Origin of the sequence: Catenulispora acidiphila DSM 44928, from assembly GCF_000024025.1 — a bacterium.
GTDB lineage: Bacteria > Actinomycetota > Actinomycetes > Streptomycetales > Catenulisporaceae > Catenulispora > Catenulispora acidiphila.
Genome location: NC_013131.1, coordinates 1,522,064 through 1,546,275 on the forward strand (window position 1 = coordinate 1,522,064; position 24,212 = coordinate 1,546,275).

Sequence of the window (24,212 nt, forward strand, 5' to 3'; positions counted from 1 at the left end):
TGGTGGCGCGGCGGCTGGTGCCGCGGTCGGTGCGGCAGGTGCTGGCGTGGTCGGTGGCGTGGCCCGTACCTGCCGGACGTCGCCCCGCCGGCGCCTACTCCCCGACGGCTGCCGCGTCCGCGCGCACCAGCCGGACGAAGGCGCGGATGCCGCCGAGTAGTTCGCGCTGGTCGGTGAGGCCGTCGACGGCTTGGTCGAAGTGGCGGGTGACGGTTGCGACGTGCCGTTCGACCTGCTCGACCTGGGTTCGCAGGCTGGCGCGGTCGGTTTCGACTGCCTCGCGGGAGAGCCGCATGTCCTCCCGTAGCCGGGCGTCGGCGGCGCGCAGGTCGCTGCGTAGGTCGTCCAGCTCGCGGAAGGCGCGGTCCTGGGCCTCGTGCGTTGCGTCGTGCATGGCCTGGACGGTGCCGTACAGGGTCTCCAGGCGGGTGGTGAGCTCCAACACGTCGTCGCGGGGGTGCGTGGTCTCCTTCAGGAGGCTGGCGATGCGCGCCTTCACGTAGGACAGGTACGCTGCCGCCGGTCGGAACGCGCAGCTGAGCAGGTAAAACGCCGCGAAGTAGTATCCCAGCTGGTGTCCGGAGGCGTAGGTCACGCCGGCCACCGCCGCCGCTGTCACCAGGTGTCCGGCCAGCGCCAGCCGCAGCAGTCGGCGCTCCCAGCGCCGGACCTCGGCCTCGCGTCCCTCGGGCACCGAGATGCCGCGCTCGCGCGAGACCCCGATCTCGTGCCGCACCCGCCGCGCCTTGAAGTACAGGTTCCACGGCACCGTCGTGATGATCAGGAGCCAGTACAAGCTCGCCGCGCCCAGCGCGACGGTCAGCATCGTCCGCCCGGGGACGTGCATGAGGTGCGCCACCAGCGCGATGAGACCCCCCAGAAACGCCAGGCCCCAGAACGTCTCCCATTGCTTCTTCATGCCTCCAGCCTGCCGCCCGGCGGGCATCGGCGGGAGAGTGCGAGTACTCAATTACTCGTGAGTAGCAAGGCGTGCGGCGCACAAGCTCGGCTTGCTGTACAGCAAAAAAGCGGACCCCTCAGGGATCCGCTCTCACAAAAGCTGGGGTACCAGGACTCGAACCTAGAACAACTGAACCAGAATCAGCCGTGTTGCCAATTACACCATACCCCAATGCCCACCCGGCTTCGATCTTGCCGCGCGGTGTTGCGTCGATAACTATACGGGAGGCCTGCCCCAGGGCCAAAACGGCTTTGGGGCGGGCCTCCCGGTTGGGCTCTTACGCGCTCAGGGCCGCGTTCAGCCGTCGTAGCGTCCGGTCGCGGCCGAGTAGCTCGATCGACTCGAACAGGGGGGGTGAGATGCGGCGGCCGGTGATGGCGACGCGGACTGGTGTGAAGGCGTTCTTGGGCTTCAGGCTGAGGCCGTCGATCAGGGTCTCGCGGAGGGCGGCGTCGATTGCGGCGGTCGTCCACTGCGGCAGTGCCTCGAGGGCCTTGGCGGCGGCCTCTAGGACCGGCTTGGCGTCCTCGGTGAGGGCCTTGGCGGCGTCGGCCGGGTCGACGGTGAAGGCGTGCTCGGGGACGAAGAGGAATCCGATCATGTCCACCGATTCGCGCAGCACCACCATGCGCTCCTGGATCAGGGGGACGGCGGCGGCCAGGGTCGCGGCCTGGTCGGGCTGGGGCGGGTCGGAGACCAGGCCCTGCTCGGCCAGGAAGGGGACGATGCGCTGGGCCAGGTCCTCCGGTGCCAGGGCGCGGACGTGGTCGCCGTTGATCGCCTGGCACTTCTTCAGGTCGAAGCGGGCCGCGTTGGCGTTGATGCGCGAGCCGTCGAATGCCGCGTACATCTCCTGGGGGGAGAAGAACTCCTTGTCCCCGCCTGGCGACCAGCCGAGCAGCGCCAGGTAGTTCAGCAGTCCCTCGGGCAGGTAGCCCTCCTTCACATAGAAGGAGAAGGACGCCTCCGGGTCCCGCTTCGACAGCTTCTTGTTGCCCTCGCCCATGACGTAGGGCAGGTGCCCGAAGACCGGTACGGTCTCCGCCAGTCCCAGCTCGATCAGTGCGGCGTGCAGCGGCAGCTGGCGCGGGGTGCTGGAGAGCAGGTCCTCGCCGCGCAGTACGTGCGTGATGCGCATCAGGGCGTCGTCGACCGGGTTCACCAGGGTGTACAGCGGCGAGCCGTCGGCGCGGACCAGGACGTAGTCCGGCACGTTCGCGGTGTCGAAGGAGATCTCGCCGCGGACCAGGTCGTTCCAGGTCAGCGTGCCCTGGGGCATGCGGAAACGCAGGACGCTGGTACGGCCGGCGGCCTCGTGCGCGGCGATCTGCTCGGGCGTGAGGTCGCGGCAGGTGCCGGCGTAGCCCGGAGCGCGCTTCTCGGCCTTGGCCTTCTCGTTGGCCGCGTCCAGTTCCTCCTGCGTGCAGTAGCAGCGGTAGGCGTGGCCGCCGTCCAGGAGCTTGCCGGCGATGTCGGCGTAGATGCCCATGCGCTCGGACTGCCGGTACGGGCCGTAGGCGCCGCCGACCTCCGGGCCCTCGTCCCAGTCGAAGCCCATCCAGCGCATGGTCGCCAGGAGCGCGTTGTACGACTCCTCGGTGTTGCGCGCGGCGTCGGTGTCCTCGATGCGGAAGACGAAGGTGCCGCCGTAGTGCCGCGCGAAGGCGTAGTTGAACAGCGCCGAGCGGACCATGCCGACGTGCGGGTCGCCGGTGGGCGAGGGGGGGAAGCGCACGCGCACGGGCTTGTCCGTGTTCAGCACTGCGTGCGGAGCGCTGGAAGTTGTATCAGTCACGAGCCACCACCCGGTTCGTCAAGTTGCCAATGCCTTCGATGCCGACCGACACCTGCTGCCCGACCACGATCGGTCCGACCCCGGCCGGGGTCCCGGTGAGGATCACGTCGCCGGGCAGCAGGGTCATCGCCTCGGAGACGTAGGAGACCAGGTCGGCGACCGGCCGGGTCATCTGCACGGTGCGTCCGGCCTGCTTGAGCTCGCCGTCCACCGTGCAGGTGATCGCCAGGTCGCCGGGGTCCAGCTCGGTCTCGATCCACGGTCCCAGCGGGCAGAACGTGTCGAAGCCCTTGGCCCGCCCCCACTGGTTCTCCGCACGCTGCAGGTCGCGCGCGGTCACGTCGTTGCCGCAGGTGTAGCCCAGCACCACGTCGGGCACCCGGGCCACCGGCACCTGCCGGCACATCCGCCCGATGACCACCGCCAGCTCCGCCTCGTGCTGCACGTCGAAGGACACGCCGAGCGGGTACTGGATGGCGTCGGACGGGCCGATCACGGAGGTGGACGGCTTGAGGAAGACCACGGCCGGGTCGGTCTTGCCCGGTGCCTCGTTGCCGAGTTCGGCGGCGTGCTCGGCGTAGTTGCGCCCGATGCCGATCACCTTCGACGGCAGGACCGGGGCGAGCAGCCGCACCCGCGACAGCGGCCACCGCCTTTGGGTGACTTGGACCGGGCCGAACGGGTGGCCCACGATCTCGGCCACCTCCAGGGACTCGGGCTGGTCGCCCTCGCCCTCCACGAGCCCGAACTTCACCTCGTCGTCGACGGAGAATCTCGCGATGCGCATCCTGCGATTTTAGTGGTCAGGAAGTGAGCCGGACTCCGATATAGGCCGCTGAGGCGATCAGCGCCCACGAAGCGAGCCCGAGCAGCAGCGGCTTCGCCCCAGTGCGCGCCAGTTCACGCAGCCGGACGCCGGTTCCCAGACCGAACATGCCGCCGGCCAGAAAAAGGTCCTGGAGCTGCTTGCCGACGTCGAGGGCGGAGGCGGGCAGGACGCCGGTCGTTCGCAGGGCGATCATCGCCAGGAAGCCGACCACGAACAGGGGGACGATCGGCGGGTGCTTGGCGGTAGGGGACGCTGTCGGGACCGCTGTCGGAACCACCGGCTCGGGCTCGGTTCCGATCGGGACTATCGGGTCTATCGGGTCTATCGGATCTGCGGCGAAGGATCCGACCTGGCGCCCCGCACCGACCCCGGCAAGCACTCTGTTCTGTGCGCCGCTCACGACCGCTGCCTTGTGTTCGTCGGCAGCCCTTGTCCGCCGCCGCCAAGCCACCGCCGTCCCGGCGACCATCGGTGCCAGCATCGCGACCCGCATCAGCTTCACCACGACTGCGGCGTTCACCGCGACCGCCCCGCCGGAGCTCGAGGCCGCGACGACCTGCCCGACGTCGTGCACCGAGGCGCCGACCCAGTGCCCGAACACCGCCGGGTCGTGCAGCCCGAGCGGACCGCGCAGCAGCGGCAACACCAGGATCGCCAATGAGCCGCACAGCGTCACCAGCGCGACCGCCAGCACCGGATCCGGGTCGTCCTCCGACTCGCCGGGCCGCCTGGTCACGCCCTCCATCGCCGCCACCGCGCTCGCGCCGCAGATCGCGAAGCCGGTCGCGATGAGCAACGGCTGGCGTCCCGGCAGGCCCATCCGATGGCCCAGCCACTGTGTGCCGAAGAAGGTCGCGAAGACGACCGCGACCACCAGCACCAGCGTCTGCCAGCCCAGCTTCAGTACGTCCCCGAGAGCCAGTTGCAGCCCGAGCAGCACGATCCCGAGCCGCATCACCTGCTTCGCGGCGACCTGCAGTCCCGGCCGCGCCGCGCTCATCACCGCGGCCGGCAGCAGGTTCGCCGCCAGGACGCCGAGCACCACCGCGGCGGTCAGCGGCGACACTGCCGGCCACATCCGGTTCGCGAACCAGGCGACCGCCACCGCTCCGGCCGTCAGCGTCAGGCCCGGAATTCCTTGTTTCCCCACGTCACCAAGCCTCGTCGCGCGGGACGAGGCCGGGTAGCCGGAGATCGCCGAAGACCTCATAGGCTGTCTCTATGACCCGTCTCCCGGATCTGGACGCGCTCCAGCTGCTGGTCGCCGTCGCCGACACCGGCTCCCTCGGCAAAGCCGCTGCCCGGACCGGCATCAGCCAGCCCTCGGCCTCGGCCCGGATGGCGACGCTGGAGCGCCGGCTCGGGCTCAAACTGCTGGCGCGCACCACCTCCGGCTCCCGCCTGACCAGCGATGGAGCCATGGTCACCGACTGGGCCCGCCGGGTCCTGGAGCAGGCCGAGGCGCTGGTCGAGGGTGCCGAAGCGCTGCGCACGCACGCCGACGAGCGTCTGGCCGTGGCCGCCAGCCTGACCATCGCCGAGCACCTGATGCCCACATGGCTCATCGAGCTGCGGCAGCTGCGGCCCGCCATCCGCGTCGGGCTGACCGTGGAGAACTCCCACCAAGTGGTCGCCGCGCTGCGGGCCGGCCAGGTGGAGCTGGGATTCGTCGAGGGTCCGTGGGTTCCGCGCGACCTGCACTCGGCGGTCGTCGGACGGGACCGCCTCGTCGTGGTGGTGGCGCCGGCGCATCCGTGGGCACGGCGCAAGGAACCGCTGACCGCCGCCGAACTCGCCGCCGAACCGCTGCTGCTGCGCGAACCCGGCTCCGGGACGCGCGAGGTGCTGGAGGCGGCGTTGTCCGCCCACGACGGCCCGGCGGTCCCCCTGATCGAGCTGGGAGCGACGGCGCCGCTGCGCTCGGCCGCGCTGTCCGGGAGTGGGCCGGCGGTCCTGAGCGTGCTTGCGGTCGCCGAGGACATCGCCGCCGGACGCCTCGCCGAGGTGCCGCTCGCCGAGGACGTGGCGCTGCGCCGCACGTTGCGCGCGGTGTGGGTGCGCGGGAGGGAGTTGAACGAGGCGGCCGGGTGGCTGGTGCAGGTCGCGCGCGGCCGCGGTTAGACGTCTGGATACAGGTGGACGTCTCGATTCAGTGAGACGTCTCGATTCACATGGCGTCTCGATTCAGGGGAAAACCTACGCCTGAGCGTCAGACCCCTCATGCCCGCCGTTCTGCTGCGCGGCGATCTGCTTGCGGACTTCCTCCATGTCCAGCTCCCGCGCCTGCTTGATCAGATCCACGAGCGGAGCCTCGGGCAGCGCGCCGGGCTGGCCGTACACCATCACGCCGTCACGGAAGATCATCAGCGTCGGGATGGAGCGGATCTCGAACGCGCCCGCGAGCTCCGGCTGGTCCTCGGTGTCCACCTTGGCGAAGGTGATGTCCGGATTGGCCTCCGACACCTTGTTGTAGATCGGCGCGAACTGCTTGCACGGCCCGCACCAGTCCGCCCAGAAGTCGACCAGCACGATCCCGTCGGAGGTGACCGCCTGCTCGAACGTGTCCTTGGTCAGTTCCACAGTGCTCATGCGGACCAGCCTACGCGGCGAGTGTCCAGAGTGCCCGTTTCCTGCTTGCTACCTGGGCTTCGCAGGTCCTGGCGGGAAACGCATCTCATTACGCTCGATCTTCTCCGCGAGCGCCTGCAACACATCCACCCCGCACGCCCCAGCCAGCTGCAACAGATACGCCATGACGTCGGCGACCTCGTCGCGGACCCTGAAGGCTTTATCAGGGTCCGACATCACGTCCGCCGACTCCTCCGGCGTGAGCCACTGGAAGATCTCCGCGAGCTCGGACGCCTCGACGCTCAGCGCCATCGCGAGATTCTTAGGGGTGTGATACGGACCCCACTCCCGCGCTTCGGCGAAGTCGATCAGTCGGCGTTGCAGCGTCGCGATATCGAGGTCGCTCATATCACTCACCGCCCCGGCTTCGCCGTGCTCTCCCGCACCGTCAGCCGAGGCGTCGCGGCCTTGATGTCCCCGACCGTCCCGGGCTCCTCGACGATCCGCAGCAGAGCCTCGGCGACCTGCACGCCCAAAGCGTGCGTGTCCCGCGACAGCGCCGTGATCGCCGGATGCACCACGCGGGTCAGCACCGAGTCGTCGAACGACACGATCGACAGCTCGGCCGGCACCCGCACGCCCATCTCGGTCGCGACGCCGAGCCCGGCGACGGCCATCAGGTCGCTGTCGTACACGATCGCGGTCGGCGCGTCCGGCTGCGAGAGCAGACGCCGGGTCACCGCCGCGCCCTCGCCGTCGCTGAAGTCCGTCGGGACCGACTGGGTGTCGGCCAGGCCCAGCTGTACTGCCGCGTCCTTCAGGGCCCTGATGCGCCGCTGCGTGTGCTGGAAGGCCGGGGTGCCGGCGACGTGCGCGATCCGGGAGTGCCCGAGCGCGGCCAGATAGCGCACGGTCTCCAGCATCGCCTCGCGGTCGTCGGCCCAGACCGTCGGCAGCTCGCCGTGCTTGCCGTGCCCGCCGAGCACCACGGCCGGGACGCCGAGGCCTTCCACGGCGGCGATCCGCGGGTCCTTGGTCTGCGGGTCCACGATCAGCAGTCCGTCCACCCGCTGCTCCCCGGACCAGCGCCGGTAGACCGCGAGTTCGGCCTCGGTGTCGTCGACGACCTGCAACAGCAGCGCGACCGAGCGCGCGGACAGCACTGACTGCATACCGTAGATGAGCTGTGCGTAGAACGGCTCGGCGCCGAGGGTCCGGGTCGGGCGCGCCAGCACCAGGCCGACCGCGCCGGCCGGCGCCCCGCCGAGGGCGCGCGCGGCGCTGTGCGGGTGCCAGTTCATCCGTTCGGCGGCTTGGAGGATCCGCGCGCGGGTAGCCTCACTGACACCGGGGCGACCGTTGAGCGCGAAGGAGACCGCGCTCGGCGACACCCCGACCTCGCGGGCGATGTCGGCGATGGTGAGCCGGTTCTTGTTCTTGCCGACGACCGCCGCCCGTCCGGAACCCGCGGCGGCACCAGGCTTGTTGACACCGCTGCCAGAGGTGGGCATTAATGACTCCCAGCTGCTTTAGCGCTTTAGTGGCTCGTTCGGGTGGGGTTTCTAGGAGGGGCCGTGGCCGTCCAGATCAAGTCCGCGGACTCGATGGACCTTTTCGTCGGAACCGATAGGGAACCGCGTCAAGTCCTCCGGGTCGTCGTCCAGCGGGCCGTCACCGACGGTGCGGTGACTGTATCGCTTCTCGCGGCGAAGGTGCGAGCAGCCTGCGAACTCGCGCCCGGGGACGGCGAGGCCGTGGTCGATCTGGCGATGGAGACCGACCCCGGCGTGGAACCCGGCACGCGCCTGGCCGCACAGCTGAGGGTGCTCGGCGCGGACGGCGAGACCCTCGCCGAGCAGCCGGTCGCCGTCACGGTGGCCGAGCCCGGCTGGACGATGTACCTGGTCTCGCACTTCCACTACGACCCGGTCTGGTGGAACACGCAAGCCGGCTACACCCAGACCTGGGAGCTGCAGGGCAACGACGGCACGACGCGCCCGGTCTGGGAGAACAACGCGTTCCATCTCGTCAAAGCGCACCTCGATCTCGCCGCCGCGGACCCCGACTACACCTTCGTGCTCGCCGAGGTCGACTACCTCAAGCCCTTCTGGGACGTGTACCCGCAGTATCGCGCGCTTCTGCGGGAACTGATATCCACCGGGCGGGTGGAGGTGATGGGCGGTACCTACAACGAGCCCAACACCAACCTGACCGGCCTGGAGACCACGATCCGCAACCTGGTCTACGGCATCGGCTACCAGCGCGACATCATGGGCGCCGACCCGCGCACCGCTTGGCAGCTCGACGTCTTCGGGCACGACCCGCAGTTCCCCGGTCTGGTCGCCGACGCCGGGCTGAGCTCCACGTCGTGGGCCCGTGGGCCCTACCACCAGTGGGGCCCGATGCTGACGAAGTTCGACGGGGTCCAGGGCGATGTCAAGAACATGCAGTTCCCCGCTGAGTTCGAGTGGATCTCGCCGTCGGGGCGCGGCGTGATCACCCACTACATGCCGAACCACTACTCGGCCGGTTGGTGGATGGACTCCTCGGCGACGCTGGAGGAGGCGGAGGAGAAGGTCTACGGCCTTTTCCTCGGTCTCAAGCAAGCCGCCGCCACCCGCAACACACTGCTGCCGGTCGGCACCGACTACACCCCGCCGAACAAGTGGGTCACCGCGATCCACCGCGACTGGAACGCGCGCTACGTCTGGCCGCGCTTCGTCACCGGTCTGCCGCGCGACTTCTTCGCCGCCGTGCACGCCGAACTCACCGAACGCGGCGTGCGCCCGAGCCCGCAGACCCGCGACATGAACCCGGTCTACACCGGCAAGGACGTGTCGTACATCGACACCAAGCAGGCCCAGCGCGCGGCGGAGACCGCGGCGGCCGACGCCGAGAAGCTGGCGACCTTCGCCTCGCTGCTGGGCTACGGCCGCTACCCGAGCGCCGCGCTGGACAAAGTGTGGCGGCAGCTGGCCTACGGCGCGCACCACGACGCGATCACCGGCTCGGAGTCCGACCAGGTCTACCTCGACCTGGTGACCGGCTGGCGCGAGGCGCACGACCTGGCCGCCGAGGCTCGCGACGCGGCGCTGGAGGCGATCTTCCGCAACGTCGAGACCTATGGCGGCGCGGGCAACGGGACGATCGGGGTGTTCAATACCCTCGCCTTCGAGCGGACCGACCTGGTGCGGGTGACGGTGCGGCTGCCCGAGAGCGGCGACATCGACGGGCTCCGGCTCGCCGACGAGGGCGGCGAGCCGGTGCCGTTCGTGGTCGAGGCGCGGGACGGGACGCGGGTCGATGTCGCCTTCGTCGCCGACGGCGTTCCGGGGATGGGATGGCGGAGCTGGTATGTCGAGTTCGAGGCCGGTGGCTCGGGCTTGGAACGCGATGCTTGGCGTGCGATCGACGAGCTTCCGGCTTCGATCGCCAACGAGTACTTCGAGGTCGCGGTCGATCCGGCGCGCGGTGGCGGACTGAGCGGGATTGTCGAGCTCGTGAGCGGCCGGCAGCTGCTGAAGCCCGGCGAGATCGGCAACGAGCTGCGGGTCAGTGAGGAGTATCCGCAGCATCCTGAGTTCGGCGAGGGTCCTTGGCACTTGGTGCCGAACGGGACTGTTGTCGGCTCGGCTGGTGCGCCGGCATCTTCGGTACGCGCGGAGGAGTCGCCCCTCGGGCGTCGTTATGTCGTCACTGGAACTGTCGGCGACGTCGAGTACGAGCAGCGCATCACGCTTCACCACGGTTTGGACCGCGTCGACTTCCGCACGCGGGTGCTGGACTTCACCGGCGCCGACCGGTTGCTGCGCGTGAAGTTCCCCTGCGACATCCCCGGCGCGCGCCCGGTTTCCGAGGTCGCCGGCGCTGTCATCGGTCGCGGGTTCGCGCTGCCCGACTCGGATGTCGCGGTCGCGCCGTGGACGCTGGACAACCCGGCGAACACGTTCTTTGCTCTTGGCAGCACTGCGACTGTGCGCCTGAGCGGCCTTACTGATGTTGCTGATGCCGCCGATGCCGATGCTGCCGATGCCGACCTCGGTCGGGTCGCCATTTCTGTCGCCGAAGTCGTCGCCGATGATCTGGATCTGCACGCCGACGCGGTACGTGAGCTGGTCGTCGCACTGGCTCGGGTCGGCGTCACCGCGACCACCACGACGCCTGAGGGGGCGCGGTACGGGTGGCTGCACGTCGACTCCAACCTGCCGGACGTTCGCATCGTCATCGGCGGGCCGGATACCAATGCGCTCGCCGCCGAGATCTTCGAACACTGCGATCCCACGATCCAGCAGGACTTTGAAGGGCTTCTGAAGAGCCAGGGGCGCGCGTGCTTCTTCATTCCGGCGGCGGTTCCGGTGGAGGAGGCGTGGGTACCGAACGCGGACCTCCGGGACGTGCGGGCGCTGCCGGTGCTGGTCATCGCGGGGGCTCGGGCGGAGGACACGGCGGAGTGCGTGCGCTCGGCTGCCGCCGCGTTCGCTGCCGACACCTCACTGTCCGCCGTCACGGCCGACCCCGCTGACACGGCTTTGCTCGACGACCACACGGTCGGCTTGATCAACAACGGTCTGCCCGGTTTCGCCGTCGACCCGTCGGGCGCGTTGCACTTGTCGCTGATGCGGTCCTGCACCGGGTGGCCGTCGGGCGTGTGGCTCGATCCGCCGCTGCGGCGGTCGCCGGACGGTTCGGCGTTCCAGTTGCAGCACTGGACGCACGATTTCGACTACGCGCTGGTGAGTGGCGCGGGGGATTGGCGTGCGGTCGGTCTGGTCGCGGCAGGTGCGGCTTTCTCGGCGCCGATGCTGGCGCGGCAGGAGGCGGCGCACCGTGGTCCGCTGCCGGGGCGGCATGCGCTGCTGACGATCACGCCGGAGCGCGCCGCGCAGGTGACGGCTGTGAAACCGGCTGGGAATCCGGAGTCGGTCGGCTCGGCGTTGGACGCGTCACCGGAATTGGGCTTCATGGTGCGGCTGGTCGAGGCGAACGGCACTGGCAAGACGGTTGCGGTGCGCAGCCCGCTTGGCGTGCTGTCGAGCGACCGTGCCGATTTGCTGGAGGAGTGCGGGCTGCGCTGCGAGGTGCGTGCCGCCGGCTCTGTGGAGCTGGCCGGATCGCAGATCTCGACGGCGATCATGGTTCCGCATCAGGGCTCTGGTTCCACGGCGACGACTCCGGTGCTCGGCCGCGATAGTGAGCCTGCGCAGCCGGTGTACTCGCGCTACTGGCTGCACAATCGCGGGCCGGCGCCGATGGGCTTCCTGCCGGTCTCGGTGGCTGCGACACCGACGGTGCTCGGCAGTGGCGGCGAGGTGTCGGTCGCGGTGGCGAGTCAGTACACGGATACGACGTTCGAGGGGATGCTGACGGTTGTCGCGCCGTCGGGCTGGAGTGTGGAGCCCGAGTCGCGTCCCGTTTCGCTGGAGCCTGGCGGGCACACGGTTTTCCCGCTGACTGTTACGCCTTCGGGCAAGGCTGCGTCGGCGCCGGGGATGTACTTCGTGCGCGTGCAGCTGGCGGTGGGGGAGTCGGTGATCGAGGACGTCGTCAGTGTTCTGATCGACGCTCCCGAGTACGCGCCGCCGGCGACCTCGCCCGAGACCGAGATCGAACTCGGCGTCCAGACCCAGGGCACGAAGAGCGACACCGCGCGCCCCACCGGCCTGGAGATCACCTCGATCACCCCCTCGCTGACCCTGACGCGCGGCGAGCACACCACCCTGCGCGTCACCTTGACCAACACCACCCGCAGCCGCATCGACGGCGAAGCGATGCCGGTCAGCCCCTGGGGCACCTGGGACTTCATCGGTCCGTACGCCACCGCCTTCAGCATCGAGCCCGGCGCCACCACCGAGGTCGCCTTCGACGTCACCATCCCCGCCACAGCCGACCCCGGCCACTGGTGGACCCTGGTGAAGCTGATGTGGTTCGGCCGCGCACAGTACACACCAGCAATCCCCGTGGCAGTCCGATGACGCACGCCCACCACCCCGCCGACGCCGCAGCCGCCGCCCGCGCCCAACGCGACGCACCAACCATCGGCACAGTCGCCAACACCCCCATCCCCCGCACCCGCCTGGACGAACGAGTCCGCGACCTCCGCACCGGCCACCTCGCCACCCGACTCCCCACAGCCGGCAGCAAGGAGGACCGCCAATTCCTGCGCTGGACCGCACAGGTGCTGCTCACCGAGGAGCTGTGCCGCGTGGAGCTGGCGCGGATGCAGGCGACGGAGTCAGCGCTCGACGATGACGCGGGCGCCGCTGCCGCCGCTAGCTCGCTGGCTGATGCTTCAGCCAGCGACGGCTCTCCACCTGCGGATGCTGCCCCGCCTCTCGATGTCGCCACGCCGACCGATGCGACCATGTCTGCCGCTGGCTTTCTGCCTGCCGATGCTGGCCCGCTGGCCGCCGCCTCGCCTCCCAATTTCGCCACGCCTGCCGCCGGCTCCCTGCCTGCCGATGTTGCCCCGCCGACCGATGCGACCATGCCTGCCGCCGGCTCTCTGCCTGCCGATGCTTCCCCGCCGGCCGATGCGGCCACGCCTGTCGATGCTTCCCCGCCGGCCGATGCGGCCACGCCTGTCGATGCCGCTACGCCGACCGATGCGACCATGCCTGTCGATGTTGTCCCACCTGTCGATGTTGCCCCGCCTGCCGCCGCCGCCACGTCTGCCGATGTCGCCGCACCGGCCAACGGACCAGCTGCTCCTCGACCGCTCACCCAAGCCGAGTCCCTGCACCTCGGCTCGATCAACGCCGCCGCCTGGTCTTCCACGTCGGCGATGTCAGCCCTCTACGATCTGGTGACCGAGCCCTCGCAACCAGCCGCCCGAGCCACCGACACCCGGCCTTGGTACCGAGTCACCCACTCCGTCGCCCCCACCGCCCTCGAAGCCGCGACCGCCACACCGACCTCCCTGGGCTGGACCACCCTCGACGACCTTCCCGCCCCCCTCGCCGCCGAACTGCGAGCCCACCCGTCCGGCAGTCGCGTAGGTCCGGTTCACACCACCCTCGGCTGGCACGTCGCCACCATCACCGCCACCGAATCACGCCCCGCCGAACCCGCACCGCACACCGAAGCGATCGATCCCGCGCGCCTGGCCGCCTTCAACCGCTGGCTCGACGAACGCCGCCATGCCCTCGTGACCCTCGCCCCCGGCTTCGAGCATCCCGGCGACCCCTCCCAACCCGACAACACCCACCGCCACTGACCGTTGGTCTACTCCGCCGCGGCGCGCTCCACCTCCAGCAGCGAAGCCGCGTGTCGCTGCGCTTCGTAAGCTCGCTTTCCGCCGCGTACGCCGAACAGGCGCTTCGTCCACACCAGGTAGAGCACCAGGGCCAGGTTCAGGAGGAATGTGCCTAGCTTCAGTGGGCTGACTCGGTGGGTCAGCTCGTAGACCTCGAACGGGAGGAACATGCCGGTGGCGACGAAGGCGAAGTACTCGCCCCACCGTTGCAGCAGCCACAGGCCGACGCCCTCCACCGCCTCGACCACCGCGTAGGCTGCCAGCGCTGCGATGATCCATGCCAGGGTCGTCGGGCGCGCGTCGACTGCCTTCTGCAGGAGCTCCAGTGTCTTCGAGTTCTGCAGGTCGAAGCCGGCTTTGCCGAACACCTGCTTCACCACCGGCGCCGCCTGGTCGAAAGCCTGGCGCAGGTCGTTCTGACGTCCGGCGAAGCGGTGCACCACGTACGCCGCCGCGCCGAGCAACAGTGCTCGGATCCAGCGCTCGACCGCGAAGAATCGCAGCAGCACGGCGTCGCGCATCTCCGCCCCGCGCTTCACCAGCGGCGCGTCCTCGGCCGGGCCGGATGGTGGCGTGGGTGCCGCCGCCCCCGGCGCGGCAGAACCGACCGGCACGAAGTCCGCGCACCGCAAGCACCGCCACGTCACGCCGCCCGCCGTCTCGGCGGTCAGCCGAGCTCGCAGCGCCGGCTCCGTCGGCGCGTACAGCACGTGGCCGCTGAGCGCGCAGCCCAGCAGGCTCCAGTCGAAGCGGTGCCGTTTTCGGCCGTCAGTCATGAAAGCCACGATATCGGGCTACTCCGACAAAACGGCCTCAGCCCACATAGTACGGACCCAGATAGGCCACCAGGAGCTTCTTGCACTCCGCGATCAGTGCCGGGTCGCCGGCCGGGTCGGTGCGGAACGCCAGTTGCAGGACCGCGTCCGCGGCCTCCATCGTGACCCGCAGTGCCAGCTCGACCTCCGCGCTGTCGGCGCGGGAGGAGTCCAGGAAGGGGGTCAGCATCCGGAGTCGGCGGGCTACCGCCGTGTTGTTCTCGACGTTCTCGTCGAGCAGGTACAGGTCGCGCGGGTCGGCGTCGGACCATTCGCTGCCGGCGCCGAAGTCCAGGACGCCGAAGCCGGGCAGGGTGCGGCGCATGTCCACGAACTCGTCGATGGCGACGTCCACCACCTCCGCCACGGATCTGGGTTCCGCCTCGTCGTAGCGGCGCTCCAGGCGGTCCATGTAGTTCTCGAGGTTGCGCGCGGCCAGGGCGTGGACCAGGGCGCTCTTGTCGGCGAAGAACTGGTACACGGTCCCGATCGGGACCTCGGCGCGTTTGGCGACCGCGGTGGTGGTCAGCCCGGCGAACCCGACCTCGTCGAGCAGCTCGGCGCACACGTTGAGGATCCGCTCGTAGCGCTCGGCGCTGCGCCGCTGCATGGGACGCCGCCGCAGTCCCGCCGCGCCCTCGGTCGTGGATTCCATTCCGCTATTCTCCTCCGCCCGCTAACCTGAGGATGACTCATGTTAGTGCCTCCCGGAGGTGACCCGAAGTGACCGCCCATGCCCCGCTGCCGCCCTTCCCCGCTTCGTTCCACTGGGGCACGTCCACCTCCGCCTACCAGATCGAGGGCGCGCCGGCCGAGGACGGCAAGGGGGTCTCGATCTGGGACACCTTCGTCCGCCGCCCCGGCGCCGTCCGCGACGGCCAGACCGGCGACCTCGCCTGCGACCACTACCACCGCGGCGCCGAAGACACAGCCCTGATGGCGGACCTCGGCGTCAACGCCTACCGCTTTTCCATCGCCTGGACACGCGTCCAGCCCGACGGCTCCGGCCCGGCGAACCCGGCCGGCCTCGCGTACTACGAACAGCTCGTGGATTCCTTGCTGGAGAAGGGGATCACCCCCTTCCCTACCCTGTTCCACTGGGATCTTCCGCAGGCGCTCGAGGACCGAGACGGCTGGCTCCACCGCGACACCGCCCACCGCTTCGCCGACTACGCCGCGCTCGTCGCCGACCGCCTCGCCGACCGCGTCGAGCACTGGATCACGCTGAACGAACCGTTCATCCACCTGGCGTACGGCTACGCCTTCGGCATCCACGCCCCGGGCCGCGCGCTGATGACCGACGCCATCCCGGTCGCGCACCACCAACTCCTCGCCCACGGCATGGCTGTCAAAGCCCTGCGATCCGCGGGCGCGCGCAAGGTGATGATCGCCAACAACTGCACCCCGGTCTGGTCCGCGAGCGACGCCCCCGACGACAAAACGGCTGCGGAGGCCTACGACACCCTCCACAACCACCTGTTCAACGACCCGATCCTGCTGGGCACCTATCCGGACCTGTCCGCCTACGGCGCCGGCCCGGACCTGAACGGCGTCGTCCGCGACGGCGACCTGGACGTCATCGCCGCGCCTCTGGACGGCCTCGGCGTCAACTACTACAACCCGACCCGCGTCGCCGCCCCCGGTCCCGAACACGGCCTGCCGTTCCAGGACCTGCCGATCGAAGGCGTCCCGCGCACCGCCTTCGACTGGCCGGTGGTCCCCGACGGCCTGCGCGAAGTCCTCGTCGGCCTCGCCGACCGGTACGGCGACGCCCTCCCGCCGATCTACATCACCGAGAACGGCACCTCGGTCGACGACAAGGTGGTCGACGGCCGCGTCGCCGACCCCGAGCGCATCGCCTTCCTCGACGGCCACATCAGGGCCCTGTCGCAGGCGATGGCCGCCGGCGTCGACGTCCGCGGCTACCTGACCTGGACCCTGCTCGACAACTTCGAGTGGGCCGAGGGCTTCCACCAGCGCTTCGGGCTGGTGCACGTCGACCACCAGACCCAGACGCGCACGCCGAAGGACTCCTACTACTGGCTGCGCGACCGACTCGCCGAGCTCGCTGCGACGGAAGGCTGAGGCTGAGACTGAGGCGTCACCAGATTCTCGAACGCCTCCTGGAACGCAGCCAGCGTCGTCTTCGCCGCCGACGTGTCGTAGACGGCGAAGACCACGCGAGCGAATCTGCCCTCGAAGACACCCCCGTCGGCGAGGTGCCCGCGGAACGCCTGAGCCACGGTCGCGGGATCGTTGCGGAACACTCCGCATCCCCACGCGCCGAGCACGAGCGTCTGCACGCCGTGCTGCGCCGCCACGGCGAGCACGCGTCCGGCACGCTCGGTCAGCAGACCCGGGATCTCGCCCAGCGCCGACGGCTCATGCTTGGCCAGCGCACCGGCGTTCGGCGCCGGCGAGGTCAGATAAGAGATCTGATACGGCGTGTCGAGCAGCCGCGTGGCGCCGTCACGATAGACCGGTACGTCGGGGGAGTAGATGACGCGGTGGCTGTACCGCGTGTCGCGGTTCGCCCGGTGCGCGTCGTAGTGTTCGCGCGCCTCCAGCAGCGTCGTGTACAGCGCGGAGCTGCGGCAGAGGTCTTCCTCTTGAGCCCGCGCCCCGCCGAGGTAGCCGCCCCCGGGATTGCGCGCCGAGGCGAAGTTCAGGATCGCGACGTCGGATGCGCCTTCGTCCCGGACCAGCCGCTGACCGGCCTGCGTGCTCGTCTCGCCGGTGACCTCGAACGCGGTCTCGTGGCGCGCCACACCACCGGCGCTGAGCGCCGTCTGGTCGGCGAGGAACTGCTGCGTCTGCTCGGGCGTGTAGAACCGGGTGCCGCGACAGGCGGCGGCCACGTCGGCGGCCAGATCCACGTGGGCACCACGCGGATTCGCGTAGTACCCGGCGGCAATGATGCTCTCGTTCTGTAGAGCGAGACTTTTATATATCCCCATTGGTTTTCTCTACCTGATGAAAGTAAAAAGCTTCTGATCGTCGGGCGACGGCGGCGGTGCGGCGGGTTCCCGCTCTTGCCGATTCGCGGCGACAAAGATAGTGGTCGGCAATTCCGCGTCGGATTGCCACAGATCTGCGAACCCCGCCTCGGCGAACCAGTCGTGGATCCTGAGGACCACGGCCGGATCATGGCGGTGGCGCGTCCAGATCACGGTGCCGCCCCGCGCCGTCAGATGCGCGGCGCGCGCGACCGTGTGGTGGATGTCGGCCTCGGAGATGTTGCCGAAGATGCCGCACAGCAGGAGCAGGTCCGCCGGGACGTGGTCGCCGAACAGCGCCGGATCGCCGGCGTCGCCGGTGACGACCTCGATGGCAGCCTCCAGGCCGGCAGCGCTCACGCGGTCGCGCGCCACTTGGGCGATCACCGGATCGAACTCGATCAGCCGGGCGCGGACGTCGGCGCGCCGCGGATGCTCGGCGAGCACGGGGACCAGATCGCGGCCCTCGCCGGCGCACAGATACAGGACCCTGATGGTCCCGGCCGGCGCTTCGTCCAGCGCCCGGCGAATCCCCTGCTGGACCACGGCGAGCCGCTTGACCAGCGGTGATTCCGGGTCGTCATAGGCCGCGAACCACGGCTTCCAGTCCCGCAATTCGGGCGTGGGCTCCCCGTCGGGGTCTACGATCGCGTCCATGTCTATTGTCTACCCGCCCATGGGTCCTTACGCCACCGGATTTCTCGACGTCGGCGACGGGAATCGGATTTACTACGAAGAACTCGGCAACCCCGACGGCAAGCCGGCGGTGAACCTGCACGGCGGTCCCGGCAGCGGCTCGATGAAGCGCCCGACCAAGGCCTGGGACCCCGAGAAGTGGCGCGTCATCCGCTTCGACCAGCGCGGGTGCGGGCTCAGTACGCCCAGCGCCGCCGACCCCGCGACGGACATGTCCGTCAACACCACGCAGCACCTCATCCGCGACATCGAGCTTCTGCGCGAGCATCTGGGTATTGAGAAGTGGCTGGTGAAGGGCGGCTCGTGGGGTGCCGCCCTGGCCCTGCTCTACGCGCAGGCGCACCCCGAGCGCGTCACCGAGATGATCATCCCGGCGGTCACCACGACCCGTCCGGAGGAGACCGACTGGCTGTACCACGGCGCCCGCCGCCTGTTCCCCGAAGCCTGGGACCGCTTCCGCAACCATGTGCCGGAGGACGAGCGCGACGGAAACCTGCTCCTGGCATACGGACGCCTGGTAGCGAACCCGGACCGCGCGGTGCGCGAAGCCGCGGCGGCGGAGTGGATGAGGTGGGAGGACACCTTGATCTCCCAGGAATCCAACGGCAAGCCCGGCTCCTACAGCGCGGTGGTCGACGACGACCGGGTGGCCTTCGTCCGCATCTGCGCGCACTACTTCGGCAGCGACGCCTGGCTGGAGCCGGACCAGGTTCTGCGCAACGTCGACAAGCTGCGCGGCATCCCGGCGGTCCTCGTCCACGGCCGCCACGATCTGGGCAGCCCGGTCTACACCGCCTGGGAGCTGGCGCAGGCGTGGCCGGACGCGAAGCTGGTGATCATCGAGGACTCCGGGCACACCGGCAGCGAGGCGATGGGGCAGGCGCTCAACGAGGCGGCGGAGGAGTTCTCGAAGCGATAGCGCGATGACTCCCACCAGGGGCGGTCGGCCGCCGCCGGCCGCCCGCGTTTCCCTCGGCGCCCGCGAGCCCCCATTCCGTGCGCGCCCGCCCTCGCCTAATCTGATCACGTGCCCGACACCACAGCTCACCCCCGCAATGACGCGGAGCACCGTGACGCGACCGATCCTTTGGCATCTTTGCGCACCCGCTTCGTGATTCCCGACGAAACGCTTGTCTACCTCGACGGCAACTCCCTCGGCCGGCTTTCCAAGGCTTCCTTGGACCGGGTCCAGGACGTGGTCGCCGGCGAGTGGGGCGACCGCCTGATCCGGTCCTGGAACGAGCGGTGGCAGACGCTGCCGCAGACCGTCGGGGACTTCCTCGGCGAGCACTTCCTCGGCGCCGCTCCCGGGCAGGTCGTCGTCTCCGACTCCACGTCGGTGAACCTCTACAAGCTCGCCTCCGCCGCCCTCGACGCGCGTCCTGACCGGGACGTGATCGTGAGCGACGCCAACAACTTCCCGACCGACCGCTACGTCCTGGAGGGCCTGGCGGCCTCTCGCGGTCTGGAGCTGAAGCTGGTCGAGTTCGACGAACTCCTCGGCCCGACCGCCGAGCAGCTGCGCGCGGTCCTCGACGAGCGCACCGCGCTGGTCTCGCTGTCGCAGGTGGACTACCGCTCCGCAGCGCTGGCCGACCTGGCCGCCGTCAACCAGGTCGTGCACGAAGCCGGCGCGCTCGTGCTGTGGGACCTGTGCCACTCGGCGGGCAGCGTCCCGATCGAGCTGGACGCCAGCGGCACCGACTTCGCCGTCGGCTGCACCTACAAATATCTCAACGGCGGACCCGGATCCCCGGCGTTCCTCTACGTCAACGCCTCGCTCATCGACGCCGTCCGCCAGCCGATCTGGGGCTGGTACGGCCAGCGCGACCAGTTCGCGATGGGCCAGGGCTACGACCCGGTGCCCTCGGCGACCCGCTTCCTGGTCGGCACGCCGCAGGTGGTCGGCGTCTCGCTGGTGGACGCCGGCGCGCAGGTGCTCGCCGAGGTCGGCATCAAGCCGTTGCGCGATAAGGGTGTAGCGCTCACTGAGTACGCCATCGAGCTGTTCGACGCCTGGCTGGCGCCGCTCGGCTTCAGCCTGGGCAGCCCGCGCGACTCCGCCGTGCGCGGCAGCCACGTCTCGGTGCGCCACCCCGAGGCGTATCGGATCTGCCGGGCGCTGATCGAGGAGCACAACGTGATCCCCGATTTCCGCACGCCGGACCGCGTACGTCTCGGGATGGCGCCGGCCACGACGCGGTTCGTCGACGTATGGGACGCCTTCGACGCGATGCGGCGCATCGTGGAGACGAAGGCGTACGAGCAGATCGACCCGACGCGCGCCGATGTGACGTGAGCGCGTGACCTGAGCCCTACAACCCCAGCGATTTGGCGATGATGGTCTTCATCACCTCGCTGGTCCCGCCGTAGATCCTGGACACGCGGGTGTCGGCGTACAGCCGCGCGATCGGGAACTCCGTGATGTAGCCGTAGCCGCCGTGCAGTTGCAGGCACTTGTCGATGACGCGCCCGGCGGCCTCGGTGCAGAACAGCTTGACCTTCGCGGCGTCGGCGACCGACAGCTCGCCGGCCTCGTGCAGCTCCAGCGCGCGGTCCACCATGCACTGCGCCGCCTCGACTTCGGTCGCGCACTCGGCCAGGACGAACTTGGTGTTCTGGAACGAGGCGACGGACGTGCCGAACACCGTGCGCTCGCGGACGTAGTCCAGCGCGAACTGCAACGCCGCCGACGCCGAGGCGTAGCCGCCGACCGCGATCGCCAGGCGCTCCTGCGGCAGGTTGTGGGTCAGGTACGAGAATCCCTTGCCGGGCTCGCCGAGCAAATCTTCCACCGGGACCGGCACGTCGGTGAACGCCAGCTCGGCGGTATCAGAGGTCTTCAACCCGATCTTGTCCAGCTTGCGCCCGACCGAGTATCCCGCCGCCTTGGTGTCCACGCACAGGATCGACAGCCCGCCGCGCCGGTCCTCCGGCGTCGCCGGCGCGGTGCGCGCGACGACCAGCACCATGTCGGCGAGCACGCCGCCGGTGATGAAGGTCTTCGCGCCGTTCAGCACGTAGTGCCGGCCGTCCTCGGACAGCTTCGCAGTGGTCTGAATCCCGGCGAGGTCCGATCCGGTTCCCGGCTCGGTCATCGCGATGGCGGTCATCATCTCGCCGGACTGGAACTTCGGCAGCCAGCGTGCCTTCTGCTCCTCGGTGGCGTAGGCGAGCAGGTAGGGCAGGATCAGCCCGACGTGCACGGTCGTGGTGCCGAAGGTGACTCCGGCGCGCGTGGTCTCCTCGATCACGATCGCCTGATATTTGAACGTGCTCAGCCCGGCGCCGCCGTACTCCTCGGGCACCTCGATGCCGAAGACGCCGAGTTCGCCGAGGCGGTGGTAGAACTCGCGCGGCGGATGGCCGTCCCGCTCCCACTCGGGGTAGACCGGCACGACCTCCTTGGCGATGAAGTCGCGCAGCATGGCGCGGAAGGCTTCGTGGTCTTCGGTGTAGACGGTGCGGCGCATAGCGCCAAGTTACCGATGGGTAGACCAAAAGACCATGGCCGGGAGCGGTTCGCCCGAGGCCGGCTCGAAGCCAGACCGGAGCCTAGAAGGCGTCGTCCGGCGGCTCGGGAGACTGTTCGCAGTCCTCGTCGGTCATGGGCTTGGCGCCGCCCTGGAAGTCATCCAGATCCTGGCCGCGCACCACCCTGCTCGGGAACGGGTCGGAGGCGGCGCGGCGGATCAGCTCGGCCACCGGTAGTGGTGCGTTGGAGGCCATGAGGACCAGGTTGCCGTACTTGCGGCCGCGCAGGATGCCCGGATCGGCCAGGAGCAGGACGTGCTCGAAGTGCTGCTTGGCGGTCGCGACCTGGCGGCGGGTGAAGGTCAGGCCGCTGCGCGCGGTGCCGTCGGCGAGGTTCACGACGTGTGCGCCGGTGGGGCGCAGGGCGCGTTTGGACAGGGCGACGTACTCGGTGGACGTGAAGTGCTTCGGGATGCGCGCGGCGGCGAAGACGTCGGTGACGGTCAGGTCGAACGCGCCCTCGGGCACCCGGCCGAGCACGTCCCGCGCGTCGCCGGTCCGCAGCCGGACGCGGGCGTTGCGCGGCAGCGGCAGCGCCTTGCGGACGAAGTCCAGGAGCCGGCCCTCGATCTCCACGACCTGCTGGCCGGAGCCGGGGCGGGTGACGGCGATGTAGCGGGGAAGCGTCAGACCGCCGCCGCCGAGGTGCAGCACGCGCATCGGGGCGCGCTCCTCGGCGGCCAGGTCCACCAGGTGCGCGATCTGCCGGACGTACTCGTACTCCAGGTAGGTCGGGTCGTCGAGGTCCACGTGCGAGTGCGGGGTTCCGCCGACCAGCAGCTGGTAGGCGTTGCGTCGGTCCAGATCACGGAGCAGTTCCCAGTCGTCGTTCTCGGGCAGATCGGCGGGGGGATCCGGCGGGGTCTTGGCGCGCGACATGCTCGAGAGTCTAGGCGTCCGCTGTCCGTGGACGGCGGTGGCGAGGTCGTGGGGCGGCGCGCCACTCGATAGAGGGACTTTTCGGTACCAGGCGTCCAATCCGGCTATCACAGACTCGACAGGCTCGGCGGTCGCAGTCATCCGGGCAGGTGGGGACGGCGTCGTGGATCGCGTGTGGGGACACGGTCCACGACGCCGAAGCCGGACTCCTTCGGCGGCTCCCTTAGGTATCAGGACCCTGGTGGGGGAACGGAGGCGGCACAGCCGTGGTTCGCAGCAGGCTCGGCGCCGGCGTCGCGGTGTCCGTTCAGGTCGCCGCGCTCGGGATCGGGGTGGGTGCGGCGGTGGCGGTGGCCGCCGGGCACTCGGCGCCGACCACGACGATGAGACGGCCGATGCCGGCTCAGCAGCCGGTACCGCTCGGGCAGGCGATGCCGCTCGGGCAACCAGTGCCGATCGCGCAGGCGATGCCGCTCGGGCAGGCGATGCCGCTCGCGCAGGCAAGGCCGATCGCGGTCGCGCAGCCCGTGCCGCTCTCCGATCAGCCCGACAATCCGCTCCCGACACCGGTCGGGGCATCGGCGGCGCCGCCCTCGGACCCGCTGCCGGTGGAACCGGGGCTGCCGTTCGGCTCCTCGTTCCACCAGCACCTCCCGCTGCCGCACAGCGCCACGCCGCCTCCCCCTCCGCCGCCGAAGTCCTCGCCGTCACCGTCGCCGACGCCGCCGACATCGCCACCACCGCCGCCGCCTTCACCGAAGCCGGTGCCGAAGCCGGTGCCGACGCCGAAGCCCGTGCCGCAGCCGGCGCTGCCTCCGCCTCCGCGCCCGACGCCTCCTCCGCGTCCGCTGGCGCCCCGGCCGGTGCCGCCGACGCCGGTGCTCCGCGTCGTGCCGCCGCCCGCGCCCTCGCAGAAGCCTGCGATCCCCCCGGCGCAGGCGGCGCCGCCGCCGGACCGCGAGGACGCGCCGTCGGACTCGGGCCTGACCACACTCGTCGCCCTGATGGTCCCCGCGACCATCGCGGCGGCCGCCGCGGCCGGCGGGGCCGTCGGCGGGGGACCCTCCGGACCTTCCGGACCTGCTGCAGGAGGCAGACATTGATGGTGTTCTGGGCGGCCCTCGCCCTCGTCGTCGGCGTGATCGTCGCGGTCGGGCTGGCCCGGCTGTTCGGCCGGTCCGAGCGTGCGGTCTCCGGGTCGCACAACCCCCAGGCGCTGTCGGTCGTCGGCAGCGCGCTGCTCTCCTCGTTCATCCTGCTGACCGCTTTCCTCATCGCCAGCACCTGGTCGACCTACAACACCGACCGCCAGCACACCTATGACGAGGCGCGGTCGGTGACCACCGCGTACTGGCTGGCCGGCAAGCTCCAGCCCGCCGACCGCGAGCGGGTCCGCGCCGGGCTGTCCATGTACACCAGCGAGGTCGTCGCCGACGACTGGCCGGCGATGGGGCGCCGGCAGACGTCGGCCACGCCCGCGGCCACCCTGGACGGTCTGCGCGTCGAGGTCGGCGCGATCCAGCCGGCCACCGCCGCCGACGAGAAGGACCGGGCCGACGTCGCCGCCGCGCTCGACGACATCTACTCCAAGCGGCTGATCCGCGCCGCGGACGTCAACTACTCCATGCCCTCGCTGCTGTACATCGCGATGGTCATCGCCGCCGTACTGCTGATCGCCTACCCGCCTCTGGTCGGGCTGACGGCGAACGGCCGCAACGTGATGGTGCTGGCCGGGCTCGGGGCGATGGTCGGCTTGGGGATTCTGATCGTGGTCGGGCTCTCTCAGCCCTACTCGGAGCCGTTGAGCATCGAGCCGACCGCCTTCCGGCACGCGTTGCAGCAGTTCACGCAGATCAACGGGTGAGGCCGGCGGCATCCGTTACCGAG

General features: G+C 70.0%; 21 protein-coding genes and 1 tRNA gene. 8 read left to right on the plus strand and 14 right to left on the minus strand.

Annotation, left to right across the window (positions count from 1 at the left end; all coding sequences use genetic code 11):
* Window positions 1-94 precede the first annotated feature (94 nt).
* From CACI_RS06650 to CACI_RS52105, 5 genes are all read right to left on the minus strand, one after another.
* Entirely contained in the window at window positions 95-919 is an 825-nt protein-coding gene (locus tag CACI_RS06650) for a hypothetical protein (RefSeq protein WP_012785554.1), read from the minus strand.
* A gap of 141 nt (window positions 920-1,060) precedes the next feature.
* Window positions 1,061-1,132: transfer RNA gene (locus CACI_RS06655), tRNA-Gln, on the minus strand.
* A gap of 106 nt (window positions 1,133-1,238) precedes the next feature.
* Complete coding sequence (gltX, locus tag CACI_RS06660; RefSeq protein ID WP_223297471.1) at window positions 1,239-2,756, minus strand: glutamate--tRNA ligase; 1,518 nt, start codon at window positions 2,754-2,756, stop codon at window positions 1,239-1,241.
* Complete coding sequence (locus CACI_RS06665) at window positions 2,749-3,543, minus strand: fumarylacetoacetate hydrolase family protein (protein ID WP_012785556.1); 795 nt, start codon at window positions 3,541-3,543, stop codon at window positions 2,749-2,751. Before CACI_RS06665 ends, gltX begins: the two co-directional genes overlap by 8 nt.
* Window positions 3,544-3,559: 16 nt before the next feature.
* On the minus strand, window positions 3,560-4,795 hold the full coding sequence (locus tag CACI_RS52105) for a YeiH family protein (RefSeq protein WP_012785557.1): 1,236 nt from the start codon (window positions 4,793-4,795) through the stop codon (window positions 3,560-3,562).
* Window positions 4,796-4,806: 11 nt separating this feature from the next.
* Between CACI_RS52105 and CACI_RS06675 the strand changes: the two genes are divergently transcribed.
* Window positions 4,807-5,706, plus strand: coding sequence for a LysR family transcriptional regulator (locus tag CACI_RS06675; protein ID WP_012785558.1), 900 nt, complete (start codon window positions 4,807-4,809; stop codon window positions 5,704-5,706).
* A 75-nt stretch (window positions 5,707-5,781) separates the two neighbouring features.
* On the opposite strand, the gene trxA is transcribed toward CACI_RS06675, so the two are convergent.
* Genes trxA through CACI_RS06690 form a run of 3 tightly spaced genes read right to left on the minus strand, consistent with a single transcriptional unit; the run spans window position 5,782 to window position 7,664 of the window.
* On the minus strand, window positions 5,782-6,174 hold the full coding sequence (gene trxA, locus CACI_RS06680) for a thioredoxin (RefSeq protein ID WP_012785559.1): 393 nt from the start codon (window positions 6,172-6,174) through the stop codon (window positions 5,782-5,784).
* A 48-nt stretch (window positions 6,175-6,222) separates the two neighbouring features.
* Window positions 6,223-6,561, minus strand: coding sequence for a nucleotide pyrophosphohydrolase (locus CACI_RS06685; RefSeq protein ID WP_012785560.1), 339 nt, complete (start codon window positions 6,559-6,561; stop codon window positions 6,223-6,225).
* Between the two features lie 5 nt (window positions 6,562-6,566).
* Entirely contained in the window at window positions 6,567-7,664 is a 1,098-nt protein-coding gene (locus CACI_RS06690) for a LacI family DNA-binding transcriptional regulator (RefSeq protein ID WP_012785561.1), read from the minus strand.
* Between the two features lie 63 nt (window positions 7,665-7,727).
* Between CACI_RS06690 and CACI_RS06695 the strand changes: the two genes are divergently transcribed.
* Both CACI_RS06695 and CACI_RS52110 read left to right on the plus strand, forming a co-directional pair.
* Entirely contained in the window at window positions 7,728-12,125 is a 4,398-nt protein-coding gene (locus tag CACI_RS06695) for a glycoside hydrolase family 38 N-terminal domain-containing protein (RefSeq protein ID WP_012785562.1), read from the plus strand.
* Window positions 12,122-13,366 (plus strand): peptidylprolyl isomerase, encoded by a 1,245-nt coding sequence (locus CACI_RS52110; protein ID WP_012785563.1) that lies wholly within the window; start codon window positions 12,122-12,124, stop codon window positions 13,364-13,366. Before CACI_RS06695 ends, CACI_RS52110 begins: the two co-directional genes overlap by 4 nt.
* Window positions 13,367-13,374: 8 nt before the next feature.
* Here the strand turns inward: CACI_RS52110 and CACI_RS06710 are convergent, their stop codons facing one another.
* Window positions 13,375-14,181, minus strand: coding sequence for a DUF2127 domain-containing protein (locus CACI_RS06710; RefSeq protein ID WP_012785564.1), 807 nt, complete (start codon window positions 14,179-14,181; stop codon window positions 13,375-13,377).
* 37 nt (window positions 14,182-14,218) lie between these two features.
* A complete protein-coding gene (locus CACI_RS06715; protein ID WP_012785565.1) occupies window positions 14,219-14,875 on the minus strand; it encodes a TetR/AcrR family transcriptional regulator in 657 nt (218 codons plus the stop codon).
* 68 nt (window positions 14,876-14,943) lie between these two features.
* On the opposite strand from CACI_RS06715, the gene CACI_RS06720 reads away from it, so the two are divergent.
* On the plus strand, window positions 14,944-16,305 hold the full coding sequence (locus tag CACI_RS06720; protein ID WP_012785566.1) for a GH1 family beta-glucosidase: 1,362 nt from the start codon (window positions 14,944-14,946) through the stop codon (window positions 16,303-16,305).
* Here CACI_RS06720 and CACI_RS06725 read toward each other — a convergent pair.
* Window positions 16,257-17,177: a TIGR02452 family protein gene (locus tag CACI_RS06725; protein WP_012785567.1), complete on the minus strand. Its 921-nt coding sequence runs from the start codon at window positions 17,175-17,177 to the stop codon at window positions 16,257-16,259. The two genes, CACI_RS06720 and CACI_RS06725, sit on opposite strands and share 49 nt — an antisense overlap.
* A 9-nt stretch (window positions 17,178-17,186) precedes the next feature.
* Window positions 17,187-17,873 (minus strand): class I SAM-dependent methyltransferase, encoded by a 687-nt coding sequence (locus CACI_RS06730; RefSeq protein ID WP_012785568.1) that lies wholly within the window; start codon window positions 17,871-17,873, stop codon window positions 17,187-17,189.
* Here CACI_RS06730 and pip point away from each other — a divergent pair.
* Both pip and kynU read left to right on the plus strand, forming a co-directional pair.
* The gene (gene pip / locus CACI_RS06735) at window positions 17,872-18,831 is read left to right on the plus strand and encodes a prolyl aminopeptidase (protein ID WP_041540099.1); all 960 of its coding nucleotides are present in this window, start codon (window positions 17,872-17,874) and stop codon (window positions 18,829-18,831) included. The two genes, CACI_RS06730 and pip, sit on opposite strands and share 2 nt — an antisense overlap.
* A gap of 108 nt (window positions 18,832-18,939) precedes the next feature.
* Entirely contained in the window at window positions 18,940-20,211 is a 1,272-nt protein-coding gene (kynU, locus tag CACI_RS06740) for a kynureninase (RefSeq protein WP_012785570.1), read from the plus strand.
* Window positions 20,212-20,227: 16 nt separating this feature from the next.
* On the opposite strand, the gene CACI_RS06745 is transcribed toward kynU, so the two are convergent.
* Entirely contained in the window at window positions 20,228-21,385 is a 1,158-nt protein-coding gene (locus CACI_RS06745; protein WP_012785571.1) for an acyl-CoA dehydrogenase family protein, read from the minus strand.
* Between the two features lie 82 nt (window positions 21,386-21,467).
* Window positions 21,468-22,325, minus strand: a complete 858-nt coding sequence (locus CACI_RS06750; protein WP_143765161.1) for a spermidine synthase — start codon at window positions 22,323-22,325, stop codon at window positions 21,468-21,470.
* Window positions 22,326-22,591: 266 nt separating this feature from the next.
* Here CACI_RS06750 and CACI_RS49620 point away from each other — a divergent pair, with 266 nt between their 5' ends.
* Window positions 22,592-23,428, plus strand: coding sequence for a hypothetical protein (locus CACI_RS49620; RefSeq protein WP_143765162.1), 837 nt, complete (start codon window positions 22,592-22,594; stop codon window positions 23,426-23,428).
* On the plus strand, window positions 23,428-24,189 hold the full coding sequence (locus CACI_RS06760; protein ID WP_012785574.1) for a bestrophin-like domain: 762 nt from the start codon (window positions 23,428-23,430) through the stop codon (window positions 24,187-24,189). Before CACI_RS49620 ends, CACI_RS06760 begins: the two co-directional genes overlap by 1 nt.
* Window positions 24,190-24,212: the final 23 nt, after the last annotated feature.

Bases quoted from the DNA above. Each gene is read 5' to 3' on its own strand.
- CACI_RS06715 (WP_012785565.1), bottom strand. From the start codon at position 14,875: ATGGAATCCACGACCGAGGGCGCGGCGGGACTGCGGCGGCGTCCCATG.
- CACI_RS52110 (WP_012785563.1), top strand. From the start codon at position 12,122: ATGACGCACGCCCACCACCCCGCCGACGCCGCAGCCGCCGCCCGCGCC.
- pip (WP_041540099.1), top strand. From the start codon at position 17,872: ATGTCTATTGTCTACCCGCCCATGGGTCCTTACGCCACCGGATTTCTC.
- trxA (WP_012785559.1), bottom strand. From the start codon at position 6,174: ATGAGCACTGTGGAACTGACCAAGGACACGTTCGAGCAGGCGGTCACC.
- CACI_RS06710 (WP_012785564.1), bottom strand. From the start codon at position 14,181: ATGACTGACGGCCGAAAACGGCACCGCTTCGACTGGAGCCTGCTGGGC.
- CACI_RS06675 (WP_012785558.1), top strand. From the start codon at position 4,807: ATGACCCGTCTCCCGGATCTGGACGCGCTCCAGCTGCTGGTCGCCGTC.
- CACI_RS06665 (WP_012785556.1), bottom strand. From the start codon at position 3,543: ATGCGCATCGCGAGATTCTCCGTCGACGACGAGGTGAAGTTCGGGCTC.
- CACI_RS06650 (WP_012785554.1), bottom strand. From the start codon at position 919: ATGAAGAAGCAATGGGAGACGTTCTGGGGCCTGGCGTTTCTGGGGGGT.
- CACI_RS06750 (WP_143765161.1), bottom strand. From the start codon at position 22,325: ATGTCGCGCGCCAAGACCCCGCCGGATCCCCCCGCCGATCTGCCCGAG.
- CACI_RS06685 (WP_012785560.1), bottom strand. From the start codon at position 6,561: ATGAGCGACCTCGATATCGCGACGCTGCAACGCCGACTGATCGACTTC.
- CACI_RS06725 (WP_012785567.1), bottom strand. From the start codon at position 17,177: ATGGGGATATATAAAAGTCTCGCTCTACAGAACGAGAGCATCATTGCC.
- CACI_RS06690 (WP_012785561.1), bottom strand. From the start codon at position 7,664: ATGCCCACCTCTGGCAGCGGTGTCAACAAGCCTGGTGCCGCCGCGGGT.
- CACI_RS06760 (WP_012785574.1), top strand. From the start codon at position 23,428: ATGGTGTTCTGGGCGGCCCTCGCCCTCGTCGTCGGCGTGATCGTCGCG.
- CACI_RS06745 (WP_012785571.1), bottom strand. From the start codon at position 21,385: ATGCGCCGCACCGTCTACACCGAAGACCACGAAGCCTTCCGCGCCATG.
- CACI_RS52105 (WP_012785557.1), bottom strand. From the start codon at position 4,795: ATGAGGTCTTCGGCGATCTCCGGCTACCCGGCCTCGTCCCGCGCGACG.
- CACI_RS06730 (WP_012785568.1), bottom strand. From the start codon at position 17,873: ATGGACGCGATCGTAGACCCCGACGGGGAGCCCACGCCCGAATTGCGG.